Genomic DNA, 22,012 nt, shown 5'->3' with positions numbered 1-22,012 from the left:
ACAAAGCTTCACTCGCTGAATCATTCAGCGGGTGAAGGACTCGATCGACGCGCACGTGGAGTTGTGGAGCCGAGAGCTCCCGGACATGGACCTCCGGGTCGAGGGGATCGCCACCCGGTTGCAGGCGCTCGGGCGCTACCTCGACCGCCGGCGGGACGCAGTACTGGCTGAGCACGGCCTGCAGTGGTGGGGCTTCAAGACGCTCCACATGCTGCGCCGCGGTGGAGCGCCGTACCAGTCGACGCCGGGCCGCCTGGCAACTCAACTCGGTCTCTCTCCAGCCGCGATGACGAACCGGCTGGATGCACTCGAGCGGATGACGTACGTCGCCCGCCACCACGACCGCGACGACCGCCGCAAGGTCGTCGCCACCCTCACCGACCCCGGGCTGAAGATCTGGCAGCAGGCCCTCGGCGACATCACCCAGATCGAGGTCGACCTGGTCAACCAGCTGCCGGCCGCCGACCAGGATCACCTGACCAACCTGCTCCGCATTCTCGTTCTCTCAACTGAGTCGCCAGGAAATGTATAGATCCGTTCGACAGCTCCGACCTGTGTAGTGAAGGCACCCGAGAGAGGGAGCCCAGAGCAGGAGCGTGGAGCAATGGAAGCCTTGAGTCTGGTCGTGAACAGCAAGATCGTCGCCGACGAGGTGCGGCACTCCACCAGCGGTTACGACGAGGTACGCCGGACCGCCGAGGAAGCCCTCCGTGTCCAGCGTCGCCGGCACCGTCCGTGGAGCGCTCTCCGGCGGAGCGTCACCGCGCTGGTCCGGCGACGTTCGACCGGCACCGAACAGGTCGTGAAGAGCCCCCGTCTCGTGACACAGTCCTCGGGTGACTGAAGGAATCAACTCTGAACTCAAGACCAACCGGGCCGCGATGCTGCTGGCGGCGTACGACGACCAGCTGCGGGGCGGCGCCGAGGCGGCCGACGTACCGACGAGCACGGACGGGCCCGTCATCCGGGTCGAGTACCCGAGTCGCGGATTCGTCAGCTACCGCTCTCTCGAAGGGCTCGACGGCGCTGAGCTCGACGCGCTGATCGCCCGTCAGCGGGAGTACTTCGCCGCGAAGGGGCAGCCCGTCGAGTGGAAGACCCGCGGGCACGACCTGCCGGCCGATCTGACCGAGCGACTGACCGCCGCCGGGTTCGTGCCGGAGGAGCGCGAGACGGTCGTCATCGCGGAGAGCGCCGAGATCGTCCACAAGCTGGCTGGTCGCGACGAGGTCGAGGGCGTGACGATCCGGCGTACCGAGGACAGGGCCGACTTCGAGCGGATCGCCGCGATGGAGTCGACCGTCTGGGGCGAGGACTGGTCCTGGCTGACCGACGATCTGGTGCGCCGGCACGCGACCGGCCTGACCGACATCTTCGTGGCGGAAGCGGATGCGACCGGTGAAGTCGTCTCGGCCGCCTGGGCGGTCTACAAGAAGAACACCGACTTCACCGGCCTGTGGGGCGGCTCGACGCTGGCCGAGTGGCGAGGCCAAGGCATCTATAAGGCACTGGTCGCCGTCCGCGCCGCCCGTGCGGTCGAACTCGGCTACCGCTACCTCCAGGTCGACGCCTCCGACGACAGCTCCCCGATCCTCCAGCGCCTCGGATTCCTGGCCGTCACGACCACTACGCCGTACGTGTACACGCCAAGTAGCTGATACACAGGGGGGATGCAGCAACTCCGCGCGTTGGGCATCTCCGCTGAGGCCGAGGCGATCTACCTCGAGCTGATGGCCCGCGGTGCGTTGGGTGTCGACGAACTCACCGCGGGTGGCGATTCCGCCGGGCTGGAAGGGCCGTTGGGGGAGCTGGCCGCGATCGGGCTGATCGAGCGGGCCGATGGGAAGGTGTTGCCGCAGCCGCCGCATCTCGCGATGGAGGCGCTGGCGCAGCGGCGTACGAGAGAAGCTGATCTCGCTAGAGAGAGCGCGGCCTTGCTCTCCGATCTCTGGACCGCCGGGATCGGGCAGCAGACGTACGTCGAGTTGTTGCCGTCGGCCGAGACGGCACGGGCCGTGCTCAACCACGTTCAGGTCGACGTCCAGCATCAGGTCCGGGCGATGACCGTCGGCAATCTCGCGTCGCCGGATCACCAGATCGTCGACGGGCTCTTCGACGCGCTCGGGCGCGGAGTCTCGTACGAGGTGATCTACGGGACGCGGGTGCTGCAGGATTCGGCCGCGCTCCGGATGGTGCAGCTGTGCGTCGATGCGGGCGAGCAGGCGCGGGTGTTTCCGCAGGTACCGCTCAATCTGACCATCGTCGATGATCGCTGGGCGCTGCTCTCGGCGCGGACCACGGCCGGCGAGATCACCAGTACTGCGGCCATGGTCGTGCACCACTCGCCGTTTCTGACCGGCCTGGTCGGAGTGTTCGACGCGTTCTGGCGGATGGCTGTGCCGATCACCAGCGGGACCGACACGAGCGACGCGGTCGGAACGCCGTCGCTGGAGACGAAACGGCTGCTCACGTATCTCAGCGCCGGTCTCACCGACGAGTCGATCGCCCGCGAGTTCGGGGTCAGCGAGAGAACCATCGCACGCCGGATCAGCCGGCTCCAGGAGACGCTGGGAGCACAGACCCGGTTCCAGCTCGGAGTACAGGCGTCACGTCAGAAACTGCTCTAGACCAGAACCCTGTCGAGAACGCGAGATCGGTTCCGACGTAGCTGCTGAGCGACCCCGGTACGGGTCAGAGGACAAGGAGTGGGACCGATGAAGTACATGCTGTTGATGCACTCGAACAAGCAGGGCTGGGACGACATGCCGAACACCTGGTCGCAGGACGACCTCAAGGTGATGGTCGAGTACATGCACGACCTGAACCGGGAGCTGCAGGCAGCCGGCGAACTGGTCGAGGCGCGTGGGCTCGAAGGTCCGGACAAGATGCGGACCTATCAGGCGCAGGCCGACGGTGAGCCGATCATCACGGACGGCCCCTTCAGCGAGACGAAGGAGGTGCTGGCTGGCTACTGGGTCGTCGACGTGGCCACCGACGAGCGCCTGCTGGAGATCGTCGACCGTATCTCCATCTGCCCCGGCCCCGGCGGCCTTCCCGTCTACCAGGCGGTGGAGATCCACCCCCAGGGCGTCGCCCCGGCGTGAACGGCGGGTCCGCCGCCCTCCCAAGGTCAGCGGACTTTAGCGACGATCAGATCGGCGACGGCAGTCATGCCGGCCGCCGTCGGGTGGTAGGGGACGCCCCGGCCCGGGCCGAAGCGGAAGCCCGTGGTCCACGGCTCCGCCGAGCCCACCGCATGAGACTGGCTGGCCGCCGACGCTGCGATGAGGTCGGCGCCAGTCGTCTCGGCGGCGGTTGCGAAAGCCTTCGCCAGCCCGTCGGCCATCATCACGATGCTCGGCAGTTGTTCTTCGTTCAGCGGTACGTCGAGACGCGCGCGGGTACTCGGTCCGACCACCGTCAGGTAGTCGACGAGTAGGACCCGGCTCCGCGGAGCACGCTCCCGGACCGCGTTGACGACCTCGGCGAGTGAGGCGGCGACGGCGTCGTACTCGGCCGGGTCCTTGAGGTAGCTGACCCGGGCGCGGATCCGGTTGGCCACCCGCCGGCCGAGCAGGGTCGCGGGCTTGGCCAGCGTGTTCATCATGCTGCCCCGGATGAAGGTCCCGATGTACTCGAGATCGTTGCCTCCGGCAGTGATCGTGACCAGCGCGGTATCGGGGCCGACGGCATCGATCTGCGGTGGCGCGTCGTCCTGGCGGTCGCGCAGGAGGTGCGCCGTCGTCGCGCCGGAGTACGTGACGTCGGTCAGCTCCAGGCCGAGTGCCTCGGCGACGAGCTGGGGATAGTTCCGGCCGGAGCGGCTGGCGGCCTTGTCGACGATCGGCTTGATTCCGGGCCCTGCGGCGAAGGAGCTGCCCAAAGAGACATAGCGACTGCCAGCGGTGATCACGCGCCGACGATACCTGGCACGATGAATTGTCACAGCCCGTGTGGCTGTGCTGTCTCAGCTGCAACCAACCCCCGCACCGAAAGGAATCACCCATGCGTGGAGTCACTCGGGGAATCCGCCGGGCCGCCACCGCCGGCGTCGCCGCGGCCGGTCTGGCGCTGCTGCCGGCCGTCGCGAACGCCACTCCCGGTACCGGCGTCACCGGCGTGATCATCAGTCAGACCACCGCCGGCGGCAAGGACTACATCCTGCGTGAGGTCACCATCCAGCCCGGCGGCAAGACCGGCTGGCACTTCCACGACGGCACCCTGTACGCCTTCGTTGCCCAGGGCACGCTCACCCACCCGGACTCGTCCTGCGACAGCAGCATCGTCTACAAGACCGGCGCCGCCTTCGTCGAGCCCAGCGGTGCGAACCATGTGCACGAAGGAATCAACCTCGGCAAGAAGCCCGTCGTCCTAGAGGTCCTGTACGTCCTCCCGCACGGCGCCCCGCTCTCCGAAGACGCCCCCAACCCGGGCTGCGACTTCTAGAGTTTGCCCCGGAAGGGCAGGCGATCCCTGCCTTCCGGGACCTCCCGCGCCCGCCGCTGACCATCCGGTACGCCGACCTGCTCCCGAGACACCGCGATGCGTTCAGCCGGAGCACCGACGCACTCCCGGTGTGGCGGCGAGTTCGGCGGGCGGCATACTCACCCGGGTGAGTGACGAGTTCGGGGTTGGCGGGATCAGAGAGCGCGTACTGGCTGGGTGGGCGGCGGCGCCGGTTCGGTTCAGGGAGGATGCCAACGCCGAGGAGGATCTGGCGCTTGGCGGCTACCTCGATCGGGTGGTGGTCGAGCTCGCCCAGAACGCGGCCGATGCGGCTGCTCGGGCGGGTGTGCCGGGACGGGTGCAGTTCTCCCTGAGCGGCGCGACGCTGGTCGTCTCCAACACCGGTACGCCGTTGAGCGCCGAAGGCGTGGAGTCGTTGGCGACCCTGCGTGCGTCGGCCAAGCGGGACGACTCGGAGAGCGCTGTCGGACGCTTCGGCGTCGGCTTCTCGGCCGTGTTGGCGGTGACCGACGAGCCGGTGATCTTGTCGCGTACGGGCGGCGTCCGCTTCTCGCGTGCGGACACCGCAGCCGCCGTAGCTGGTCTGCAGTCGCCGGGGCTGGCGACCGAGGTACGCCGGCGCGATGGTCAGGTACCTGTACTGCGCTTGCCGTTCGAGGCGGAAGGCGAGCCGCCGGAGGGCTACGACACCGCCGTCATCCTGCCCTTGCGCGACGAGGCGGCGGCCGAACTGGTACGCCGGTTGCTAGCCGAAGCCGACGATGCCCTGCTGCTCGCCTTGCCCGGTCTCGAGCGCATCGAGATCGACATCGACGGCTCGACGCGCGTACTCGCCGACGCCGAGTCCCGTTGGTACGTGCAGCGCGCGTCCGGCGTACTCGACGAGAACGACAGAGAGCGCTTACTCGCCGACCGCCCCACCGAAGAACGCACCCGCCCGCACTGGTCCATCCTCTGGGCGCTTCCGCGCACCGCCGTTGCCGACCCGTCGGGCCGTGTCGACCCGCTCTCGTCGAGCGATGAGCTGCCTGGTGTCGTCCACGCACCCACGCCCACCGATGAAGCACTCTCCCTTCCAGCGTTGCTCTTGGCAACCTTTCCGCTGGATCCGTCGCGACGCCACGTCGCCACCGGCGCGCTGACCGATCGGCTCGTCGAAGAGGCGGCGACGGCTTACGCGGAGCTGCTCCGCCACCGTGCGGAGGACGGAGCGAATGTCCTGCCGCTGGTACCGATCGGCCTCGCGGCAGGCGCGTTGGATCGCGCTCTCCGAGAAGCGATCCTCGCCGTTCTGCCCAGTACGCCGATCGTCCGAGCAGTCGAGGACGGTACCCTCCTGCCACCTCGCGACGCAGTCGTCGTAGAGGGCTCGGACGATGCGTTCAATGTCGTCCTGGCGCCGATCGTGCCTGGTCTGATCGCCTCACCACGGCAGGACCGGACCGCGCTCGATGCCCTCGGCATCCGTCGGCTCGACCTTGCAGACCTGATCGACCAGCTGGGCTCGGCCGCTGCAGCAGAGCCTCCGGCCTGGTGGCACAACGTCTATGGAGCGCTCTCCGCGATGGTCACCGAGCCGTTGCTCCGCGAGTCCCTCGGCACCCTCCCCGTTCCGCTCGCTGACGGCCGCCTGGTTCGCGGGGTCCGTGGCTTGCTCTTGCCCGGCACCGAGTTGCCCGCCGACGCATTGGCGATCTTCGGCGAGTACGGCGTACGGGTCGTGCACCCGGAAGCCGTGCATCCCTCGCTGGAACGCCTGGGAGCGCTCCCCATGTCGCCGCGCGCGTTGCTGGAAGACAACGCAGTACGCGTCGCCGTCGAGCACTCCGCCGAAGCCGACGACCCCGACGTCATCGCCGAGGCCGTGCTCACCGTCGTCGCCGCGGACGTCTCCCAGGCCGAGGGCCTGTGGTGGCTCTCCGACCTCGTACTACGTGACGCCGAGGGCGACCTCATCCCGGCCAACGCCCTCGTGATCGCCGGCTCCGACGCAGCCGCCGTACTCGACGAGGAAGAGGTCGCCACGATCGACAACGCCCTCGTCGAGCGCTACGGACTGCCCGCGCTGGAGGCGATCGGCGTACTGAGTTCGCTCGGCACCGTCTCGGCCGCGGACCTCACGCTCGACGAGTTGCCCGAAGCGCTGGCGGATCTCGACGGGATCGAGGACTGGGCCGACGACGTCGCACCGGACGGCTCGCGTTTCGGGGCGACGGTGGGGGAGTTGCTGGCGGTCCGCGACCTGGACTGGATCGTCGACGACGCCTGGCCGCGGGTGCTCGAACTCTTCGGGACCTCACCCGAGCTCCGTCGTGCACTGGTCGAGACGGTGCGTGTGGTGGGGCCCGACGATCGCCCGCACGGTGCTCCTTCGTACGCGGCTTGGTGGATCAGAGAGCGCGTTCTGCTCGAAGACGGCGAGCCGTTGGCGGGTCGGGCTGATCCCGCCGCGGATCCGGTCTTGGCGAGCTTCCTCGACGCTGCACCCGAGTGGACGGCGAGGTTGGATCCTGAGGTGCGGACTGCGGTCGGCCTGGTGCGCGTGGTCAGCGATCTGGATGCGGCCGGCGTCGAGCTGCTGCTGGAGCGGCTCGCGGATCCGGAGCGGGAGGTCGAAGAGAGCGCGATCTTGCGGCTCTGGAGTCAGCTCGGAACCCACGAGGCGTACCCGGGGGAGACCCCGGACGACGTTCGGGTGCTCGACGGCAGCGGCGTCACGACCGTGATGAGCGCCGGTGACGCGGTGGTCGCCGATGCGCCGATGTGGTTGCAGCGTGGCGATCTCGGCGGATTCATCGTCGCCTCCGGAGCAGCCGCCGACGGACTGAGCGACCTGCTCGACGTGCCGATGGCCGGGGAAGTTGCCGATGGCAACATCGATGGCGAGGGGACCGCGGCCGACGTACCGGACCTGGTCCGTGAGCTCGTCCCCGAGGCGCCGGCGACCTGGTGGGAACACGAGGAGTTGACCGTCGATGGCGTCGACGTCTCCTGGTGGGTCGACGGGGACAAACACCCCCACGCCGCCACCTTCGACGGCCTCGCCAAGGCACTCGCTTGGTCCTCCGGGCGCTGGGATCAGCGCCACGTCATCCGGGCAGTCCTCTCCGAACCAGACCGCTCCAGCGAACTCCGCTTGGACGCCACCTTCGACTGATCCGCACGATAGTCAGCCGAGTACGGACCACACGATGGTCAGCGGCGTACTGACCGCACGATGGTCAGCGGAGTAGTAGGTCCGTCAGCGCGGGGTTGTCGATCTCCGTGCTCAGCAGCCGTGCTGACGCCGCCGCCGTCGGGTCGCCAAGGGTGGCCTGGTGGAGGTTGGCCCGGATCATCAGCTCTCGCATGTCGCATCGCGCTGCCAACGCAGCCAGCTGTGTCACCAACGGCCGAGCACGGTCGGCGTCGTCACGTGCCAACGCCGTAGTACAGGCTGCATCGAGTACATGTCCGTGCACCCATTGGTAGCGGTCGGGTTCGCGGCCCGCGCTGCTCACGGCTTGCGTGAGCCACTCGGCCGCGCCCGCATGATCCCCACGGTCGGCGCTGAGCAGGCCGAGTCCGCGTCCCGCCATCCCTTCCCAGCAAGGGTCGTTGAGCTGACAGCCGAGCACCCAGGCCTGCTCGAACCCGTCGGCAGCGGCATCGAGATCACCGGCGTACAGGTCGAGCTCGGCGTTGAGCGCCTGCGGCCAAGGCAGGAAGGCGATCCAGCGTTCCTGGCGGACGAGATCGAGTGACTCTCGGACGATCGACGCCGCCTGGCTGTACTCCGCGCGCAGCAGCCGCGCCCGGCCCATGATCGACAACGACCACGCCTGCTGCCGCCGATCCCCACACCGCGCGGCCTTCTCCACCGACTCACCCAAGTACTCGAAGGCCGCCGGATAGTCGCCCTGATCCGACGAGTTCATCCCCTGTACGCCGAGAATCGCCGCGTGCTCCTCATCGGTCTCAGCCAGCCGCTGTGCGCGAGTCAGCCAACTGCGAGCCGTCTGCCGCCGACCAGCCTGTACTTCGACGAACCCCAGCTCCCGATGAGCGAGTACCGACGTCCGGCGATCACCCGCTTCCGAGGCAACCAGGATCGCCTCGTGCAGCACGATGGCGCCCTCCTCGTCATGGCCGCGAATGGCATGGACGAGAGCGCCGCCCAACGCCGCGAGAGCGCGACCTCGCAAGCCAGCGTCGTGGCAGTGCTCCGCCTCAGAGACCGCTCTCCGAAGACACTGGAGCCCGGCGTCGACCGCCCCTGCAGCGATCGCCGCCCGGCCCGCCTCCAACTGGCTCGCCGCCGCGGCCCGCCCACCCAGAGCAGGACCAGCGATCGAGCCAGGCCCAACCTCGGACGCCTCCCGCAGAGCCGCCGACGCCTCCAGCCCCAGCTCACGCCGCAGAAGGTCTTCACAGACAGCGATCTGCCGAAGCGCAGCCGTCCGATTCCCCGAGATCGCCAGGCTGCGTACCAGCAGTTCGTGATTACCCTGCTCCAGCGGATTCAGCGCGACCGCCTTGGATGCATAAGCGATGGCATCAGCAGCTCGCCCACTGGCCACCAGCGAAACAGCGGTCTCCCGCAGCCGACCCTCGATCGCAGCAGAGAGCCGATGCCGCTCCACCAGCAACCACGCCTCGAACTCCGGGCAGGACGGAATCTCCACCCCATCAAGCAACTGGCCACTGAAGTCCAGTAGCGGCGCCGGATCTGCGGAGTCCTCGGTAGCCACCAGCACGTCCACAGATGTGTCCAGCCCAAGCATGAGCATCAGGGGATCACCAGTGATGACATCCCCACTGCCCAGCGCTCGCCGCAGCTCAGCCAACGACCAGCGCAGAGCCCCCAGCGGGTCATCCGCATCGGCGAAGAGCAGCTCCGCCAACCGCTTGCGACTCGGCGGCCGATCAGCCAGCAGAAGGTACGCGAGCAACGCCCACGTCTTACGCCCACGCGGCGGCCGGGCAGTGCCATCCGCCTGTTCGATCGCCGGCGCCCCCAGCAGCCTGATCTTGCTCATGCCCACACCCCCTCCCCGAACCTCAGTGTGGCGCACCGGCCGCCCCCGGGCGAGTGCCCAGCCGATACGCCACACGGACCCCCCGGGCGCCAAACGGCGACCCCCGCCGGCGCCAAGCAGCAACGCCGTCAGCGCCGAACAGCAACCCCGCCAGCGCTGATCACGGACCGCATCAGCGCCGGATGCCCACTGCTTCCAGGTACTCCGCGTGTGCGGCGACAGTGCCGTCGTCAGCACGGTTGAACGCGCGCGGTACCGCGGCCAGGTCAGCCGCGAAGGCGGCCAGGTCGGCCTCGGACAGCGTCCCGGCAAGGCGAGTGATCGGCCCGTAATACAGCCGGAACCACTCCGAGAAGTGCTCCGGAGAGTGGTACCGGAACACAAATGACCGCTTGGTCAGCCCCACCCACTCGACCCGGTCACCGAACAGCCCGGACAGGTGCTCCTCGGACCCCCACAGCGTGGCCGGCTGTACTCCGGCCGGCGGCGGCGCCCACTTCCCGACCGCCCGGAACAGGTCGCCGATCATCCCCGTCGGCGTCCAACTGGCCAGCGCGATCTTGCCCCCGGGCTTCGTCACCCGGACGAGCTCGTCCGCTGCCCGCTGATGATCCGGCGCGAACATCACGCCAACCGTGCTCCCGACCAGATCGAACGCCTCATCCGGAACCGGCAACTGCTCCGCGTCACCCTCCAGGAAGTTCACCGTCAGATGCTCGGCAGCCGCCCGCTCCCGCCCCTGCGAGAGCAGGTTGACCGCGTAGTCGACCCCGGTCGCATCGGCGAACCGCCGGGCTGCGGCCATCGCCACATTCCCTTGCCCACAAGCGACATCCAGCACCGCCTGACCGGCCCGCAGATCCGCCGCCTCGACCAGCAGCTCGGCGATGATCTGCAGCGTGTTGCCGACCCGCGGATAGTCGCCGGTCTCCCACCCCGCCCGCTGCTTGGCCTTGATCGCCTCGAAATCAACCGCCGTCCCCGAAACTTCCGTACTCATCCACAGCTCCTCTGGCAAGAACCGCGCCCCCCAGCGACGCCACCGCCCTGCGCGGTGTACCCCGATCAGACCGCCCGACCGTGTGACGAGCCGTGTGAACACAAGACCTCGTCACGGTCAACCGGTACAGCGCTTTCGTTGTCAGAGGTTGATATATCCACTGATCAGCGCATTCGGCCCGTCCGTTGTCGGCCACACGCCAAGTCTTGCCAACGTTGTCAACGCTACTTATAGTCCGAGAAACGTTTCCAACGGTGACAACCGTCCTTAGGCAAGCGAAACGGAGGTGGCTTCCGTCACATCGGTCCGGCCAGCTGCGCCGGGTGAGGAGAGTCCGGTCAGGACTCGGATCGAAGGGAACCATCTCGTGAACGACGCGCCGCGCCCGCAGTTCGAAGACGTCTCCGAGGTCGTCCGCTATCAACTCAGCCGACGATCGATGATGGGAGGGGGAGCGGCGGCACTCGCCACGTTCCTGGCCGCCTGTTCCGGCGGCGGTGGCTCGTACTCCGACAAGCCTGCCGGCAACAAACCGGCCGCCACCAAGTCGATCCAGATCAACAAGGCGAACATCCCGGTTCCCCGGGACCAGACCGTTGTCACCGGCCAGGTCGAGTACACCGTGTTCGACAGCTTCAACGGAATGATCCCCAACGGCTCACCCGGTGGCGCCGGCGTGGAGCTGGCCACCGAGCCGCTGTTCTTCCTGAGCTTCGCCACCGGCAAGCTCACGCCGTGGCTGGCTACGGAGTACAAGTACAACGACGACCACACCGAGCTGACGATGAAGTTCGATCCGAAAGCGCACTGGAACGATGGTCAGCCGCTGGGCGCCAACGACTTCAAGTTCACGGTGATGCTGCTGAAGGACCGCCCCGATCTGTTCGGCGGCGGTGGTGAGCTGAAGGAGTTCGTGAAGAGCGTCGACGTCCCGGACGCGCACACCGCGGTGGTCAAGCTGCTCAAGCCGACCCCGCGGCTGCACTACAACTTCATCGCCGCGATCGCCGGCGCGCCGATCAACCTGATGCCCGAGCACATCTGGAAGTCGCAGGATCCGACCAAGTACAAGGACAATCCGCCGGTCCGGTCGGGCCCGTACAAGCTGAAGCAGGCGATCCGGAACCAGAAGATGTTCGTCTGGGAGAAGGACGCGAGCTACTGGAACAAGGACAAGCTCGACGTCAAGCCGCAGTACGTCGTCTACCAGAGCACGTCGAAGCAGCTCGACCAGGCGTCGCTGGCGTTCGAGCACGCTGAGTTCGACGTCGGCTCGGTCGACGAGCCGCACGCCAAGCAGTTGCGCAACAGCGGCTATCCGAACCTGGTGACCACTCAGTTCCACGACCCGAATCCACGGGTGATGTGGCTGAACTGCGATCCGGCCCGAGGCGTCGTCTCCGAGCCGAAGATGCGGTGGGCGATCAACTACTGCCTCGACCGGGAGAAGATCGGCAAGTCGATCTGGCCGGTGGAGGTGCCGTCGGCCGTCTACCCCTGGGCGGACTACCCGACCAACGACAAGTGGAAGAACGACGAGCTCGCGAACAAGTACAAGTTCGAGTTCAGTCCGGAGAAGGCGACCGCGCTGCTGGACGAGATCGCGCCCAAGAACGCCGCCGGCAAGCGGACGTACAAGGGCAAGGAGATCAACCTCGAGATCATCACCCCGTCACCGGTCGACGGTGGCGAGTACGCGATCGCGAACGTGCTGAAGACCGAGCTGGCCAAGGTCGGCGTGCCGGCCACCCTGCGCAGCCTGTCCGGCAGCGTGCACGACGAGAAGTTCCAGCGCGGGCAGTACGACATCGACTCCAGCTGGGCCGGGTTCGCGATCGATCCCGAGCAGCTGTACACCGACTGGACCAGCGACAAGTACCAGCCGATCGGCAAGAACGCGGCCGGTAAGAACAAGATGCGGTTCCGGAACGCGAAGTTCGACGAGATCTCCGGGAAGCTGGCTGGGCTCGACCCGAGCAGCCCGGACGCGAAACCGTTCCTCGACCAGGCTCTGGAGATCTACTTCCAGGAGCTGCCGATGCTCTCGGTGATCCAGACCGGCTACCCGTCGTACTTCAACACCGCGTTCTGGACCGACTGGCCGACCGACGCGGATCTGTACGAGGTGCCGCTGAACTGGTGGCCGCACTTCATCTTCGTGCTCGCCAAGATCAAGCCCACCGGGCAGAAAGGGCCGGCGTGACCGCTGAGGCGCCGCCGGTGGTTGTCGTGGACAAGGCCAAGCCCGCCGCGCCCCGGACCGGGGTGCGCGCCTGGTTGTCCAGGCACCCGTTGGCGGCGTACGCCCTGCGCCGTTTCGGGCTCTACTTGGTGGAGCTGTGGGGAGCGCTGACGATTGCGTTCTTCTTCTTCCGGATGATGCCCGGCGACCCGATCAACACACTGATCCAGAGCCTGCAGCAGAACTACATCTACAACGCGCAGGCCAGCGCCGAGATCATCGCCCGGTACCAGCACGAGTTCGGTCTCGACGGGAACATCTTCTCCCAGTACCTGAAGTACATGGAGAAGCTGATCCTGCACGGCGATCTCGGACCGTCGCTGATCAACTACCCGACGCCCGCGCAGGACGTGATCCTGCGGGCACTGCCGTGGACGATCGGCCTGCTCGGCATCTCGGCCGTACTGTCCTGGGTGATCGGCATCGTCGTCGGCGCGATCGCCGGCTGGCGGCGCGGCAAGGCGGGCTCGGCGATCATCACCAACCTGTCGATCGCGCTGGCCCACGTACCGTTCTTCTTCGTCGCGCTGATCCTGGTCTACGTCTTCGCCTACACGCTGGGCTGGTTGCCCGCGCGCTCGGCGTATGACTCCAACATCAATCCCGGGTTCTCCGTGGCCTTCATCGGCAGCGTGCTCAAGTACGGGTTCCTGCCGGGGTTGTCGATCGTCGGGATCGGCGCGATGGGGTGGATCCTGTCCACGCGGATGCTGATGGTGCCGGTACTCGGCGAGGACTACCTCGTGTATGCCGAGGCGAAGGGCCTCAAGCCGTGGCGGATCCTGACCCGCTACGCGTTGCGCAACTGCTATCTGCCGCAGGTGACCGCGTTCGGGATCTCGCTCGGGTTCATCTTCAATGGCAATGTCCTGGTGGAGCAGTTGTTCAACTATCCGGGCCTCGGCACGACGCTGGTGACCGCGATCCAGCAACTCGACTTCAACACGATCCTCGGCGTCACCGACATGGCGATCTTCTCGGTACTGACCGCCGTGCTGCTGCTGGATCTGCTGCTGCCGTTGCTCGATCCTCGCGTCAAGTACTGGAAGTGATGACGATGAGAATCCTGCACGCGGTGGTGCGCACCGTTCGGAGCAGCCGGCGGCTGGCGACCGGCCTGGTGATCCTGGCCGCGATGGCGTTACTGGCGGTTCTCAGCCCGTTGATCGTGCACGCCATCGGCGGCGGCACGGATCCGATCGAGCTGGCGGCGTACGAGAAATGGCTCGTTCCGTCCGGGGACCACGTGCTCGGGACGGATCAGTTCGGCAGAGATGTCCTCGCGATGGTGGTGAGCGCGCTCTCGGTGTCGCTGCAGATCGGTGCGATCGCCGGGATCATCTCGACCGTTGTCGGCGTGATCGTGGCGTTCGTGGCCGGCTACAAGGGTGGCTGGATCGACAACATTCTCTCGACGTTCACTGGGATCCTGCTGGTGATCCCGACGTTCCCGTTGCTGATCGCGCTCTCGGCGTACGCGAAGAACGTGTCGCTCTTCCAGGTCGGCGTGATGATCTCGATCTTCTCCTGGCCGTTCGCGGCCAAGACCATCCGTTCCCAGGTTCTGAGCCTGCGTTCCCGCCCGTACGTCGATCTGGCCCGGGTCAGCAAGTCGCGAGATCTCGAGATCATCGCCACCGAGCTGCTGCCGAACCTGCTCCCGTTCATCGGGGTCGGCTTCGCCTCGTCGGCGCTCGGCGCGATCTTCGGGCTGGTCGGCCTGGAGGTGATCGGGCTCGGGCCCGGCGGCGTGATCGACCTCGGCCAGATCATCTTCAACGCGATCAACACCGGCGCGCTGACGCTCGGCGCGTGGCCGATGTTCGTGGTCCCGATCGTCTTGCTGACGGCGCTGTTCGCGGCGCTGAACATGATCAACATCGGCCTCGAAGAGGTCTACAACCCACGGCTGAGAGGAGTGGCCGGTGAGTGAGCAGACCGTGCTGGAGGTGTCCGGCCTGGAGGTCGTGTACTCGACCAACAAGGGCGACGTGAGGGCGGTACAGGACCTGAACCTGTCCGTCCGCCGCGGTGAGATCCTCGGCATCGCGGGGGAGTCGGGCAGCGGCAAGTCGACGCTCGCGGTCGCGCTGCTGCGACTGCTCAAACCACCGGGCAAGGTGACCGCCGGCGAGGCGATCTTCCACCGCAAGGGCGGTTCGCCGATCGACCTGATGAAGGTCGACGGCGAGGAGCTCCGCGTACTGCGCTGGAGCGCGCTCTCCTATCTGCCCCAGGGCTCGCAGAGCTCGCTCAACCCGGTCATGCGCGTCGAGGACCAGTTCAAGGACGTCATCCTCGAACACGCGCCCGACCGCAAAGAGGGACTCACCGAGCTGATCGGCCGACTGCTCGACCAGGTCGGCCTGGAGCCGCGCGTGGCCCGGATGTACCCGCACGAACTGTCCGGTGGGATGAAGCAGCGCGTGCTGATGGCGATCTGCGTCGCGCTCGAACCCGACCTGGTGATCGCCGACGAACCGACCACCGCGCTGGACGTGACGATCCAGCGGGTGATCCTGCAGAGCCTGGCCGACCTGCGCCAGGACTTCGGCGTGACGCTGATGGTGATCTCGCACGACATGGGAGTGCACGCGCAACTGGTCGACCGGGTCGCGGTGATGTACGAGGGCCGGCTGGTCGAGGTCGGTGACGTGCACCAGGTCTTCAAGGACCCGCAGCACGAGTACACCCGGCAGCTGATCGAGTCGATCCCGCGGCTCGGACGGAGGGCGTCATGACGACCGACAAGGTGATCGAGCTGCGCGGAGTACAGCAGCGTTTTCATGCTCGGGGAACGCCCGACGGTTACCTGACCGCGGTCGAGGACGCCAGCTTCCGCCTCGACGCGCACCCGCCGCAGGTGGTCAGCCTGGTCGGCCAGAGCGGCAGCGGCAAGAGCACGATCGCCCGCAACATCCTCGGCCTGCAGAAGCCGACGGCGGGCACGATCACGTACGGCGGCAAAGACATCTTCAAGCTCAACCGCAGCGAGTACGACGAGTACCGCCGCAACGTGCAACCGGTCTTTCAGGACCCGTACTCGATCTTCAACCCCTTCTACCGGGTCGACCGGGTGCTCTGGAAAGCGGTCAAGAAGTTCTCCCTGGCCACTACTCGCGAGGCCGGCCTAGCGCTGATCGAGGAGTCCCTGCGAGCGGTAAGCCTCGACCCCGACCGGGTCCTGGGCCGGTACCCGCACCAGCTCTCCGGCGGCCAACGGCAACGGATCATGCTGGCCCGCATCCACATGCTCCGCCCGGCCTTCGTGATCGCCGACGAGCCGGTCTCCATGCTCGACGCCCAGATCCGCAAGATGTTCCTCGACATCCTGCTCGACTTCCAGCGCGCGCACGGCATGACCACGCTCTTCATCACCCACGACCTGTCGACTGTGTACTACCTGGGAGGCCAGGTCATGGTCATCAACAAAGGCGAGATCGTTGAGCGCGGCCCGGTCACCGAGGTCATGCACACCCCGACCCACCCCTACACCCGCCTCTTGCTCGACTCCATCCCGCAACCCGACCCCGACGCCCGCTGGACCACCCGGATCAACGTCGACGAGTCCACCGCCACCCCACCCACCGACACTGCCACCGAGGCCACCCCGATCATCTAGTTGTCCGAGTCACCACTGGTGGGCTCGGACAACAAGCGATGGGCTCGGACATCAAACGGCGACCTTGAACAAGTTATTTCGTGTTCAAGGTCGCCGTTGCCTGTTCAAGCCCGCCACCGGTGGGTCCAGGCGAGTGGAGCGTTTGCTTGAAGTGAGGGCGATTCGTGGTATCGATTCCATAACCGTTGGTCGCGAGAGGTTGCCGAGGGCATCGGCGGCGGTTGCCGGTGGCAAGCGGATCGGGGGGAACGGGTGTTTCCTCGGGGTGTGGACGCGATTGTTTCGGGGTTTTGGAAGGTTTGGAAAAACTTGCAGGTGTGCTCATCTTGACGCCGATGGTGAGGGCTCGGTTACCGTTTGTCACGTAGCGGTCGAGACGGTGGGGACACAGGGCGAACTGGGCGCCGGCAGTCTGTGGTCCGACTGGAGCTCCTTGGTGGGCTGTCGGCCGATCGTGACCAGCTGAGCTGATCAACCAATCCATCGAACGGGTGCTGTGTGCACCTGTGCCCGAACCCGCGCCGGTCCACCCGCCGGCGAGCTGACCCCTGCCCGGAATGGGCCGATGACGCCCGAGACCCGGGCGTGACAACGAACCGCGAACGAATGGTGGTGGGTAGTGTGACTTTGACCGAGCCGGCCTCGTCGGATGTCAACGCCAAGGCGCAGCTGAGCCTGGGGACCGCGGCAGCGCGGAACCTCGCGACGACGACCAAGTCCGAGCCGCAGATGCAGGGCATCACCTCGCGCTGGCTGCTGAAGCTGCTGCCCTGGGTCGAGGCCAAGGGGGGCGCGTACCGGGTGAACCGGCGGCTCAGCTACGCCGTCGGCGACGGCCGGGTCACCTTCACGACCAGCGGCGCCGAGGTCCGGGTGATCCCGCAGGAGCTGTGCGAACTCGCCCTGCTGCGCAGCTACGACGACGTCGAGGTACTGTCCGCGCTCGCGGATCGCTTTGTCCAGCAGGAGTTCCAGCCCGGTGACGTGATCGTCGAGCGCGGCCGGCCGGCCGACCAGATCTGCCTGATCGCGCACGGCAAGGTGGACAAGATCGGCGTCGGCAAGTACGGCGACGAGACGGTACTGGAGACGCTGGTCGACGGCGACCACTTCACCTACAAGGCGATCCTGGAGTCGGACGACTTCTGGGACTTCACCATCAAGGCGACCACGACCTGCACGGTGCTGACCCTGTCGCAGGACTCCTTCGAGGAGCTGGTCGGCCAGGTCGACAGCCTGCGCCAGCACATCGAGGAGTTCCGCAACAGTCCGGAGCGGGCCAAGGACGAGTTCGGCGAGGCCGCGATCGATGTCGCGGCCGGCCACGAGGGCGAGTCCGACCTGCCCGGTACGTACGTCGACTACGAGACGACGCCGCGGGAGTACGAGCTGAGCGTCGCCCAGACCGTGCTGCGGGTGCACACGCGCGTCGCCGATCTCTACAACCACCCGATGGACCAGACCGAGCAGCAGCTCAGGCTGACGATCGAGGCGCTGCGTGAGCGGCAAGAGCACGAGATGATCAACAACCGCGACTTCGGCCTGCTGCACAACGCGGACCTGAGCATGCGGATCCCGACCCGCAGCGGCCCGCCGACGCCGGGTGACCTGGACGAGCTGCTCAGCCTGGTCTGGAAGGAGCCGGCCTTCTTCCTGGCGCACCCGCGCTCGATCGCCGCCTTCGGCCGGGAGTGCACCAAGGCCGGCATCTACCCGGACAGCATCGACGTCGGCGGGCACCGGTTGCCCGCCTGGCGCGGAGTACCGATCTTCCCGTGCAACAAGCTCGGGATCAGCGACACCCGGACCAGCTCGATCATGCTCATGCGCACGGGGGAGGACAGCCAAGGCGTCATCGGCCTGCAGCAGACCGGTCTGCCGGACGAGTACGAGCCAGGGCTGTCGGTGCGTTTCATGAACATCAGCGAGAAGGCGATCATCAACTACCTGGTCAGCGCCTACTACTCCACGGCCGTCCTGGTCCCCGACGCGCTCGGCATCCTCGAAGGCGTCGAAATCGGGCGAGAAGGCTAGGCCATGTCCAAGCAGCCCTACCAGCTGCCCGACTTCTATGTGCCCTACCCGGCCAGGATCAGTCCACACCTGGAGGGAGCCCGGGCGCACAGCAAGGCCTGGGCCTACGAGTTCGACATGATCGACGTCCCCCAGCAGGGCAAGGCGATCTGGGACGAGCACGACTTCGACTCCCACGACTACGCGCTGCTGTGCGCCTACACCCATCCCGACGCGACCGGTCCGGCGCTGGACCTGGTGACGGACTGGTACGTCTGGGTGTTCTACTTCGACGACCATTTCCTCGAGCTCTACAAGAAGACGCAGGACATGGCCGGCGCGAAGGCCTATCTCGACCGGCTGCCGTTGTTCATGCCGGTCGAGGGCCCGATCACGGAGATACCGGAGAACCCGGTGGAGCGCGGTCTGGTCGACCTGTGGAACCGCACGGTGCCGTCGATGTCACCGGGCTGGCGGCAACGATTCATCGGTACGACGGAAGCCCTGCTGGCCGAGTCGCTGTGGGAACTCACCAACATCAGCGCCGGCCGGGTGGCGAACCCGATCGAGTACGTCGAGATGCGTCGCAAGGTCGGCGGCGCTCCGTGGTCGGCCAACCTGGTCGAGTACGCCAGCAATGCCGAAGTACCGGTCGAAATCGCCGGGACGCGAGCGATGCAGGTGCTCAGCGACACGTTCTCGGACGCGGTCCATCTGCGCAACGACCTGTTCTCGTACCAGCGCGAGGTGGAGACCGAGGGCGAGGTCAACAACGGCGTCCTCGTCGTGGAGCGCTTCCTCGGCTGCAGCCCGCAAGAGGCAGCCGAGGTCGTCAACGACATCCTCACCTCGCGGCTGCACCAGTTCGAGAACACGGCCGTCGCGGAGATCCCGCCGCTGCTGGCCGAGAACCTGGTTGGTCCGCAAGGCCAACTCGACGTACTGAACTACGTGAAAGGCCTGCAGGACTGGCAGTCCGGCGGCCATGAGTGGCACCTCAGGTCCAGTCGGTATATGAACAACGGCGGCAAGGCAGCACTCGGCGGTCCGACAGGCATAGGCACGTCAGCCGCACGCATCCTCCAGTCGCTCGTTGCAACCGCGCCGTACCGGATCAGAAGCCACACCTTCACCCCTTTTCAGCCGGTCGGGGCAACTCCTCTGCCGGGCTTTTATATGCCGTACTCCGCCAAGCGCAGCCCTCACCTGGACGCGGCGAGGGAGCACCTGCGCGGCTGGTGTGCGGAGATGGGACTACTCGACGGCGTGGTCTGGGACGCCGACTACCTGGAAGCCAACGACCTGCCGTTGTGCGCGGCGGGCATCCACCCAGACGCGTCGCCCGAGGCGCTCAACCTGTCCTCGGACTGGCTGGCCTGGGGGACGTACGCCGACGACTACTACCCGATCGTCTTCGGGCGGACCCGCGACATGACCGGCGCGAAGGCGACGACCAAGCGGCTGTCGGACTTGATGCCGATCGAGGGGCCCGCGGCGACCGTTCCGGTGACGCCGCTGGAACGGAGCCTGGCTGATCTCTGGGTCAGGACGGCCGGTCCGATGACGGTCGACCAACGCCGGGACTTCCGGGCCGCCATCGACACGATGACGGAGAGCTGGCTGTGGGAGCTGGCCAACATGTCCCAGAACCGGATCCCCGATCCGGTCGACTACATCGAGATGCGGCGCCGAACCTTCGGCTCGGATCTCACCATGAGCCTGTGCCGGATCGGGCACGGGCGGACGGTGCCGCCGGAGATGTACCGGTCCCGGCCGATCCAGGCGATGGAGAACGCCGCCGCCGACTACGCCTGCCTGCTGAACGACGTCTTCTCGTACCAGAAGGAGATCCAGTTCGAGGGCGAGTTCCACAACGCGGTGATGGTCGTGCAGAACTTCCTCGGCTGCGACCGGGACAAGGCACTCGGCCTGGTCAACGACCTGATGACCGCGCGGATGCAGCAGTTCGAGCAGTTGGTCGCGGTCGACCTGCCGACGCTGTTCACCGACTTCGGCCTGGACGACGAGGTCCGGCGCACGCTGCTCGGGTACGCCGAGGAGCTGCAGAACTGGATGTCCGGAATCCTCGTCTGGCACGCCGGCGTCGACCGCTACAAGGAGCCGACCCTGCTGGCCCGAGCCGGCGAACCGGCCAAGCAACTCCGGGTTCTTGGCGGTGCCACTGGATTCGGTACCTCCGCAGCTCGACTCCCTAGACCACGGCACCTTGTTGGTGCGAGCAGAATGGACGGTGCCTTGTGACGGCGATCGATCAGGACAAGCCACAGCTGAGTCTTGGGACCGAGGCCGCCAGGCAGCTGGCGAGCACCACCAAGTCCGTGCCACAGATGCAGGGCATCTCGCCCCGCTGGCTGCTCAGGATGCTGCCGTGGGTGGAGACGCAGGGTGGCGCGTACCGAGTCAACCGCCGGACGACCTTCGCGGTCGGCGACGGCCGGCTGAGCTTCTCGGCCACCGGCGCGGACATCCGGGTGATCCCGGCGGAGCTCACCGAGTTGCCACCGTTGCGGGACTTCGTTGACGAGGACGTACTGACCGCGCTCGCGGGCCGGTTCTACCAGGTCGAGTACCAGCCGGGCGACGTGATCGCCGAGTTCGGCAGCCGGGTCGATGACGTCGTACTGATTGCCCACGGCAAGGTCAGCAAGGTGGGGATCGGCGAGTACGGCGACGGTACCGATCTCGGGACCGTTGCCGACGGCGACTATCTCGGCGAGGGGCTGCTGACCGAGCCGCCGGAGAACCTCTGGGAGTTCACCGCCAAGGCGCTGACCCAGTGCACGGTGCTCAAGCTCCACCGCAACGACTTCAACAACCTCGTCGAGCACTCGGAATCGCTCCGGCAGCATCTCGACGAGGTCCGGCAACGGCCGAAGCCCGCGCAGAACAAGAACGGTGAGGCAGCGATCGAGCTCGCCTCCGGGCACGCCGGCGAGGACGACCTGCCCGGCACCTTCGTGGACTACGACCCCGCGCCCCGGGAGTACGAGCTGTCGGTGGCGCAGACGATCCTGCGGGTGCAGACCAGGGTCGCGGACCTCTACAACAACCCGATGAACCAGACCGAGCAGCAGCTCCGGCTGACCATCGAGGCGTTGCGGGAGCGGCAGGAGTCCGAGCTGATCAACAACCGGGACTTCGGCCTACTGCACAACGCCGACTTCCAGCAGTGCATCTACACCCGGACCGGGCCGCCGACGCCCGACGATTTCGACGAGCTGCTCACCCGTCGCCGCAAGCCACGGTTGCTGCTCGCCCACCCACGCGCGATCGCGGCGTTCAACCGCGAGTGCACCCGCCGGCACGTGCTGCCCGAGACCGTCGAGGTCGAAGGCCAGCGGGCGCAGGCGTGGCGCGGCGTACCGCTGCTGCCCTGTAACAAGATCCCGATCTCCAACACGAACACCACCTCGGTGCTGGTACTGCGTACCGGGCTCGACGACGAAGGTGTCATCGGCCTGCGGCAGACCGGTCTGCCCGACGAGGTCGAGCCCGGCCTGAACGCCCGCTTCATGGGGATCAGCGAGAAGGCCATCAGCTCGTACCTGGTCAGCACCTACTACTCGGTGGCTGTGCTCGTCCCGGACGCGCTCGGCGTTCTGGAAAACGTCGAACTCGGTGGATGAGGA

The 22,012-nt window shown here is 67.0% G+C and carries 18 protein-coding genes; 15 read left to right on the top strand and 3 right to left on the bottom strand.

Annotated features, from left to right (window positions below; all coding sequences use genetic code 11):
* Positions 1 to 31: 31 nt before the first annotated feature.
* The 5 genes from OHA70_RS34800 (at position 32) to OHA70_RS34780 (ending at position 3,104) form a co-directional block, all read left to right on the top strand.
* The gene (locus OHA70_RS34800; RefSeq protein WP_328325049.1) at positions 32 to 532 is read left to right on the top strand and encodes a MarR family winged helix-turn-helix transcriptional regulator; all 501 of its coding nucleotides are present in this window, start codon (positions 32 to 34) and stop codon (positions 530 to 532) included.
* Positions 533 to 604: 72 nt separating this feature from the next.
* Positions 605 to 844 (top strand): hypothetical protein, encoded by a 240-nt coding sequence (locus OHA70_RS34795; protein WP_328325048.1) that lies wholly within the window; start codon positions 605 to 607, stop codon positions 842 to 844.
* Positions 837 to 1,658, top strand: a complete 822-nt coding sequence (locus OHA70_RS34790) for a GNAT family N-acetyltransferase (protein ID WP_328325047.1) — start codon at positions 837 to 839, stop codon at positions 1,656 to 1,658. Before OHA70_RS34795 ends, OHA70_RS34790 begins: the two co-directional genes overlap by 8 nt.
* 12 nt (positions 1,659 to 1,670) lie before the next feature.
* A complete protein-coding gene (locus tag OHA70_RS34785; protein WP_328325045.1) occupies positions 1,671 to 2,627 on the top strand; it encodes a LuxR C-terminal-related transcriptional regulator in 957 nt (318 codons plus the stop codon).
* 87 nt (positions 2,628 to 2,714) lie between these two features.
* Positions 2,715 to 3,104: a YciI family protein gene (locus OHA70_RS34780; protein WP_328325043.1), complete on the top strand. Its 390-nt coding sequence runs from the start codon at positions 2,715 to 2,717 to the stop codon at positions 3,102 to 3,104.
* Positions 3,105 to 3,130: 26 nt separating this feature from the next.
* Here OHA70_RS34780 and OHA70_RS34775 read toward each other — a convergent pair whose 3' ends face one another.
* Positions 3,131 to 3,913 (bottom strand): SGNH/GDSL hydrolase family protein, encoded by a 783-nt coding sequence (locus tag OHA70_RS34775; protein ID WP_328325041.1) that lies wholly within the window; start codon positions 3,911 to 3,913, stop codon positions 3,131 to 3,133.
* Between the two features lie 92 nt (positions 3,914 to 4,005).
* Here OHA70_RS34775 and OHA70_RS34770 point away from each other — a divergent pair, with 92 nt between their 5' ends.
* Both OHA70_RS34770 and OHA70_RS34765 read left to right on the top strand, forming a co-directional pair.
* Positions 4,006 to 4,446, top strand: a complete 441-nt coding sequence (locus OHA70_RS34770; RefSeq protein ID WP_328325039.1) for a cupin domain-containing protein — start codon at positions 4,006 to 4,008, stop codon at positions 4,444 to 4,446.
* A 166-nt stretch (positions 4,447 to 4,612) separates the two neighbouring features.
* Complete coding sequence (locus OHA70_RS34765; RefSeq protein WP_328325037.1) at positions 4,613 to 7,624, top strand: sacsin N-terminal ATP-binding-like domain-containing protein; 3,012 nt, start codon at positions 4,613 to 4,615, stop codon at positions 7,622 to 7,624.
* A gap of 64 nt (positions 7,625 to 7,688) precedes the next feature.
* On the opposite strand, the gene OHA70_RS34760 is transcribed toward OHA70_RS34765, so the two are convergent.
* Together OHA70_RS34760 and OHA70_RS34755 are read right to left on the bottom strand one after the other, a co-directional pair.
* Positions 7,689 to 9,485 (bottom strand): AfsR/SARP family transcriptional regulator, encoded by a 1,797-nt coding sequence (locus OHA70_RS34760; RefSeq protein WP_328325035.1) that lies wholly within the window; start codon positions 9,483 to 9,485, stop codon positions 7,689 to 7,691.
* Positions 9,486 to 9,657: 172 nt separating this feature from the next.
* Positions 9,658 to 10,485 (bottom strand): class I SAM-dependent methyltransferase, encoded by an 828-nt coding sequence (locus OHA70_RS34755; protein WP_328325033.1) that lies wholly within the window; start codon positions 10,483 to 10,485, stop codon positions 9,658 to 9,660.
* Positions 10,486 to 10,852: 367 nt separating this feature from the next.
* Between OHA70_RS34755 and OHA70_RS34750 the strand changes: the two genes are divergently transcribed.
* The 8 genes from OHA70_RS34750 to OHA70_RS34715 all read left to right on the top strand — a co-directional run bounded on the left by OHA70_RS34750 (position 10,853) and on the right by OHA70_RS34715 (position 22,009).
* Positions 10,853 to 12,688 (top strand): ABC transporter substrate-binding protein, encoded by a 1,836-nt coding sequence (locus tag OHA70_RS34750; RefSeq protein WP_328325031.1) that lies wholly within the window; start codon positions 10,853 to 10,855, stop codon positions 12,686 to 12,688.
* Positions 12,685 to 13,779: an ABC transporter permease gene (locus tag OHA70_RS34745; RefSeq protein WP_328325029.1), complete on the top strand. Its 1,095-nt coding sequence runs from the start codon at positions 12,685 to 12,687 to the stop codon at positions 13,777 to 13,779. The genes OHA70_RS34750 and OHA70_RS34745 overlap by 4 nt, the downstream gene beginning before the upstream one ends.
* Positions 13,780 to 13,784: 5 nt before the next feature.
* Positions 13,785 to 14,660, top strand: a complete 876-nt coding sequence (locus tag OHA70_RS34740) for an ABC transporter permease (protein WP_328325027.1) — start codon at positions 13,785 to 13,787, stop codon at positions 14,658 to 14,660.
* Positions 14,653 to 15,468 carry an ABC transporter ATP-binding protein gene (locus OHA70_RS34735; protein ID WP_328325025.1) on the top strand — a complete coding sequence of 272 codons (816 nt, stop codon included), beginning with the start codon at positions 14,653 to 14,655 and terminating at the stop codon, positions 15,466 to 15,468. The genes OHA70_RS34740 and OHA70_RS34735 overlap by 8 nt, the downstream gene beginning before the upstream one ends.
* The gene (locus OHA70_RS34730; protein ID WP_328325023.1) at positions 15,465 to 16,349 is read left to right on the top strand and encodes an ABC transporter ATP-binding protein; all 885 of its coding nucleotides are present in this window, start codon (positions 15,465 to 15,467) and stop codon (positions 16,347 to 16,349) included. Before OHA70_RS34735 ends, OHA70_RS34730 begins: the two co-directional genes overlap by 4 nt.
* A 621-nt stretch (positions 16,350 to 16,970) precedes the next feature.
* The gene (locus OHA70_RS34725) at positions 16,971 to 18,383 is read left to right on the top strand and encodes a family 2B encapsulin nanocompartment shell protein (RefSeq protein ID WP_328325021.1); all 1,413 of its coding nucleotides are present in this window, start codon (positions 16,971 to 16,973) and stop codon (positions 18,381 to 18,383) included.
* Positions 18,384 to 18,386: 3 nt separating this feature from the next.
* Positions 18,387 to 20,624, top strand: a complete 2,238-nt coding sequence (locus tag OHA70_RS34720; RefSeq protein WP_328325019.1) for a terpene synthase family protein — start codon at positions 18,387 to 18,389, stop codon at positions 20,622 to 20,624.
* Positions 20,621 to 22,009, top strand: a complete 1,389-nt coding sequence (locus OHA70_RS34715) for a family 2B encapsulin nanocompartment shell protein (RefSeq protein ID WP_328325017.1) — start codon at positions 20,621 to 20,623, stop codon at positions 22,007 to 22,009. Before OHA70_RS34720 ends, OHA70_RS34715 begins: the two co-directional genes overlap by 4 nt.
* The last annotated feature ends 3 nt before the right edge of the window (positions 22,010 to 22,012 follow it).

Origin of the sequence: Kribbella sp. NBC_00382, assembly GCF_036067295.1 — a bacterium.
GTDB lineage: Bacteria > Actinomycetota > Actinomycetes > Propionibacteriales > Kribbellaceae > Kribbella.
This window is presented reverse-complemented; position numbering and strand designations above follow the sequence as displayed.